This is a genomic window from uncultured Bacteroides sp., assembly GCF_910578895.1.
In the GTDB taxonomy this organism is placed as follows: domain Bacteria; phylum Bacteroidota; class Bacteroidia; order Bacteroidales; family Bacteroidaceae; genus Bacteroides.
This window is the reverse complement of sequence record NZ_CAJTSC010000107.1, coordinates 1-2490: the sequence shown is the minus strand read 5'-3', so window position 1 is coordinate 2490 and position 2490 is coordinate 1. Positions and strand designations below refer to the sequence as shown.

The following is a 2490-nucleotide window of genomic DNA, read 5'->3' as shown; positions in this document are numbered from 1 at the left end:
GTTTTGTATCATGGCATAGAAATCGTGTGTGGTAGGCGAGTTCTTGTCATAGTCAATACTGCACTCTGCGTATATATCGGTAATCTGCTGCCAAATACGCCGTTCACTGGCACGGATAGAGCGTACTCTTTCAAGCAATTCACGGAAATAGTCCTTCCCGAATACAGCTGTTCCCTGCTTTAAGCGCTCATCGTCAAGTACAAATCCCTTTTTGATGTACTCATTGAGAATCTTGGTAGCCCATTGGCGGAACTTGGTTGCTTTGGGAGAAGAAACTCGGTAGCCAACTGCTGTAATTCTTCCTCTTTAAATATATTGGCTATGTGGCGGCTAATACCGGATTTATCAATACCGAAAAGCTCTGCCATAGCCTTTTGCGTACACCAAATGGTTTCGTCTTTTATAACCACTTGTACTCTTCCCTCTTTATCGGGAAGATTGTATAACAAAAACTGTATTTCGTTACTCATTGTTTCCTGCATTTGCGTTGAACTGCAAAGCATCCAACTGCTTCATAATTTCCTCTTCCAACCGATGGCTTTCTTTAAATTGCTCGGAGAGTGTTTGTTTATAATTTGCCATACGGTTGTTAAACTCTTCCTCCGTTATATCTACATAATCTATCTTGATGTCGAAATATTGTCCGGCAGAAAGAGAATATCCTTTTTCCTTTATCTCATCGTAGGAAACAGCTACGGAAAAATCCTCCACTGCCTCCTTGCGCTGGAATGTGCCGACAATCTTTTCTATCTCGTCATCGTTCAGACGCACCTTTTTCAATCCGTTAGCATCTTTATATTCCTCGCCCAATTTGCTGGCATCAATCAAGATTACTTTGTCAGTGGTTGCAGACTTATCAAAGAACAGCACACTGACATTCGTACCTGTATTGGCAAACACGTTGCTTGGCATGGAAACACAGCCAAATACCACTTTGTCATCTACAATTTTATGAAGAATTTTGTTCTCAATGCCACTTTTGGCCGTGATAAAACCTGTCGGAATGACAATTGCACCCTTGCCTGTCTTTTTCAGTGAATTAATAACGTGCTGAATGAAACAGGTATATATAGCCATTGACTCTTTCTTTTTGGCGGGTACATTTGGGACTCCAGCCCAAAAACGGGCTGGCATGGCGGCTATCTTTTCGCGAGTGTCCGAGAAGTCCATCTTGAAAGGAGGGTTACTCACCACAAAATCAAACTGACGCAACTGCTGTCCGTCATCGCTCTTGTGGTATGGGCTTACAAGCGTGTCGCCTTGAATAGCATTATCAAGCGAAGACACAAGTCCGTTAAGCAGCAGATTAAGTTTCAACATTTTGTTGCTTCGCTGGGAAATATCTTGCGAAAAGATGGTACAGCGTTCTTCGCCTATTTGATGACTAAGTGCCATCAGAAGCGTACCAGTTCCTGCCGAGGGGTCATAGCATTCCATGCTATGCAAATCAGCATTATCCCCCACTAACAGACGAGCCATAATCGTTGCTATGGCATGAGGCGTGTAATACTCCGCATATTTTCCACCTCCAGCGGTATTATAATCCTTAATCAAATACTCAAAGATGCTGGAGAAGAAATCGTAATTCTGTGCAAACGCTTCTTCAAAGGAGAAGTTCACGAGTTTATCCACCAGAGCACGGGCGAATGGCGCACGTTGTGCCGAATCGGTCACAAACGGCGTCAATGCCTCGAACAATGGAATCTTCGTGTTGGCTGTGGTCTGTGTGGAAAATATATCCGCATTTTGTTCCGCTATATCTGTCATAGTGGAATCGAAGATAGTATCAAAATCCCCTTTTCCCTGTTGATTCCAAAGATTGGCTATCAGATGATAAGGTTCAAGCATCGGAACATCTGGAGAGATGGCACTCTGAATAAGCATACGTTCATCATCAGAAAGATTCTCGTATGCCGTTTCCCATTTTACATTCCCGGTCAGTTTCTTTGCTATTTCACTTTTCGCATTTTTCAGTTCATAACCGAATTTGTCATTCAGGAATTTATAGAGAAATACTTGAGTGATAATCTTATATTCGTTACCATCGTTTCCCATACCGTATGATTGGCAGGTGGCTTTAAGTCCGTCGATGAGCCTTAATGTTTTTTCTTTAATATCTGACATAATCTTTATGCAATGCCGTAAGTGGCGTTATATTGGTTGATATACTGTTGTGAAATACGTGTCTGAATAAATTTGTAATCCTCCATTTCGGGCTTTATTTGTGGGAAATGGAACAGACATCCATTGATAAGAGCCATCACCGTGCGTCCGAAATAAGCATCCTTTTTCAGAATGTCGTTACGATCATACACTTTGGCATCCACATCCTCTTTTATAATATTGAGAATGGCAGCAATCTCTTCGTCAAGGAAAGAGAACATAGGCTTCTGTCCCTTATCTTCCCTCTGCTTATTCACTTCACGAATACGCTTGTGTACACGAGCAAATTTTTCATCGCCCTTGTACTTTTTCAACAAGACATTATTG

At 41.9% G+C, this 2490-nt stretch carries 1 protein-coding gene and 2 pseudogenes; all 3 read right to left on the bottom strand.

What is annotated here, in order from left to right; translation table 11 throughout:
• Positions 1–470 (bottom strand): annotated as a pseudogene (rhuM, locus tag QZ327_RS14325) (RhuM family protein); the annotation flags it as partial.
• Complete coding sequence (locus QZ327_RS14320) at positions 463–2124, bottom strand: class I SAM-dependent DNA methyltransferase (RefSeq protein WP_015532552.1); 1662 nt, start codon at positions 2122–2124, stop codon at positions 463–465. The gene QZ327_RS14320 and the pseudogene rhuM, both read right to left, overlap by 8 nt.
• 5 nt (positions 2125–2129) lie before the next feature.
• Positions 2130–2490: pseudogene (locus QZ327_RS14315) on the bottom strand (type I restriction endonuclease subunit R); the annotation flags it as partial.

What these genes read in the sequence shown, in the direction of transcription:
- QZ327_RS14320 (WP_015532552.1), bottom strand. Translation starts at nt 2,124, where the DNA reads ATGTCAGATATTAAAGAAAAAACATTAAGGCTCATCGACGGACTTAAA.